Annotated in this window: 2 protein-coding genes; both read left to right on the top strand. The window is 62.7% G+C overall.

The window, feature by feature from the left end; translation table 11 throughout:
• The first annotated feature begins 97 nt into the window (after positions 1-97).
• Positions 98-1,726 carry a fatty-acid--CoA ligase gene (locus EN994_RS26435; protein WP_063167687.1) on the top strand — a complete coding sequence of 543 codons (1,629 nt, stop codon included), beginning with the start codon at positions 98-100 and terminating at the stop codon, positions 1,724-1,726.
• Positions 1,727-1,806: 80 nt separating this feature from the next.
• The coding region (locus EN994_RS26430) for a DUF1499 domain-containing protein (protein WP_013532738.1) at positions 1,807-2,591 on the top strand (785 nt) is incomplete at its 3' end.

Here is a 2,591-nt window from a genome sequence, read left to right as displayed (position 1 = left end):
CCAATGCAGTGCTCGGCCGTATTGGCGGCTGGACAATCCGTCGGTTCGCTCCACAATGGGACAAAAAGCACAACGCAAAAGCGTGAGGGAGGACCGAATGCTGGGACTGATGCAGGAATGGCCGCTGCTTTGCCATAAGCTCATCGACAATGCCGAGCGGCAGCATGGCATGCGCGAGATCGTGTCACGCTCGATCGAAGGGCCGATCGTGCGCACCACCTACGCCGACATCCATCGTCGCGCCCTGAAGGTCGCCCAGCGGCTGGAGCGCGACGGCTATGGGTTGGGCGACCGCATCGCGACGCTGGCCTGGAACACCGCCCGCCACATCGAGGCCTGGTACGGCATCATGGGCATCGGCGCCATCTACCACACGCTCAATCCGCGGCTGTTTCCCGAGCAGATCGTCTGGATCATGAACCATGCCGAGGACAAGGCAGTCTTCGTCGACCTGACTTTCGTGCCGCTGCTCGAGAAGATCGCCGGCGCCGTCAAGTCGCTGAAACAGGTGATCGTGCTGACCGACAAGGCACACATGCCGCAGACGACGTTGCCCAATGTGGTCGCCTATGAAGAGTGGCTTGACGAGGCGGATGGCGACTTCGCCTGGAAGACCTTCGACGAAAGCACCGCCGCAGGCATGTGTTACACCTCCGGGACCACGGGCGATCCCAAGGGCGTCGTCTACAGCCACCGTTCGAACGTGCTGCACGCCATGATCGCCGCCATGCCCGACGCCATGGGGTTGTCGTCGCGCGACACGATCCTGCCTGTCGTGCCGATGTTTCACGCCAATGCCTGGGGCCTTGGCCAGAGCGGGCCGATGATCGGCGCCAAGCTGGTCATGCCCGGCTGCAAGATGGACGGCGCCTCGATCTATGAACTGCTCGATACCGAGAAGGTGACCTTCAGTGCGGCCGTGCCGACCGTCTGGATGATGCTGCTGCAGCATCTGGAGGAGACCGGCAAGAAGCTTCCCTATCTCAATAAGGTCGTCATCGGCGGCTCGTCCTGCCCGCGCGCGATCATGACGAAGTTTCAGCAGAACTACGATGTCCAGGTCATCCATGCCTGGGGCATGACCGAAATGTCGCCGCTCGGCACGCTGTGCACCCTGAAGCCGGACTATGCTGGTCTTGAGGGCGAAGCCCGGCTCGATGTCCAGCAGAAACAGGGCTATCCGCCGTTCGGCGTCGAAATGAAGGTGACCGACGACGACAACAATGCGCAACCCTGGGACGGCAAGACATTTGGCCGCCTGAAAGTGCGTGGGCCGGCCGTTGCCCGTGCCTATTATGGCGGCGCCGGCGTGGAGCAGTTCGACGGGGACGGCTGGTTCGATACCGGCGACGTCGCCCACATCGACGCGGGCGGCTATATGCAGATCACCGATCGTGCCAAGGACGTCATCAAGTCCGGCGGCGAATGGATTTCGACCATCGACCTCGAGAACCTGGCTGTCGGTCACCCCGATGTCGCCGAGGCGGCAGCCATCGGCGTCCACCATTCGAAATGGGGCGAACGGCCGCTGCTGGTCGTCGTCCGCAAACCGGGCAAGGAACCGAGCAAGGCTGATATTCTCGACTTCATGGACGGCAAGGTGGCCAAATGGTGGATGCCGGACGATGTCGCCTTCGTCGGTGAAATTCCGCACACCGCCACCGGCAAGATCCAGAAGATCACCTTGCGCCAGCAGTTCAAGGATTATCGCCTGCCGACGGATTGACGCGATGTCGCATGTTTCGGCTTCATGGCATCGCAAAAAGGTTCTAAGTCTCCGTTCGGGTTGGGGTGGTGCGGCAATCGATGGCAAGTATTCCTGAACGGCAAACGTCGAGGGCGGCCGGATGGTCGCGGCGCACGGCCGCTTTTTCGTTGGTGCTGCTGCTGACGGTCTTTGTCGGCCATCGCTTCGATCTCGTCGAAACACCTGTCTTTCTGTGGGTGCTCGGCATTGTCGCGCTGCTGGCGGCGATGGCGCTGTTGTTTGCCGGGTTTGCCTTTTCGCGGCTCTGGAATTTCGGCGACCGCGGCGGTCGCGACCTGACGGTCGGCGCGCTGCTGGCGCTGCTGGTGCTCGCACCCTACGGCGTCGCCGCCTACTGGGCGACGATCTATCCGCCGCTCAGGGACATCTCGACGGATTTCGACGAACCGCCGGCGCTCGACGTGAGCGACCGCAAGAAGGATATGAACGTGCTTGCGCCGTCGACGCCTGGGGAACAGCGGCTGCAGACCGATAGCTATCCGCTGGTCAGCGCACGCAGCTACGACCTGCCGTTCGAGACTGTCGTCAATGCCGTCGAAACCGTACTCGACCGGCGCGACTGGGATCTATCGGAACCCTATCCTGATCTCGCCGGGCAAAGCGAGGTGACCATCACCGCCGTCGCCAAGGGCTTCGTGATCGGCCTTCCCGCCGATGTGGCGATCCGCGTGACGGACGATGGCGATACGGTCATCGTCGACATGCGGTCGGCGTCCCGCTACGGTCGCTACGACCTTGGCGACAATGCCGCGCGTATTGTCGATTTCCTTGCCGAGCTCGACCAGGAAGTCGCCGGTCAGGTTGGCGCCGCGCCGGCCGAGTG

This window comes from Mesorhizobium sp. M7A.F.Ca.CA.002.09.1.1, from assembly GCF_003998555.1.
GTDB lineage: Bacteria > Pseudomonadota > Alphaproteobacteria > Rhizobiales > Rhizobiaceae > Mesorhizobium > Mesorhizobium ciceri.
This window is presented reverse-complemented; position numbering and strand designations above follow the sequence as displayed.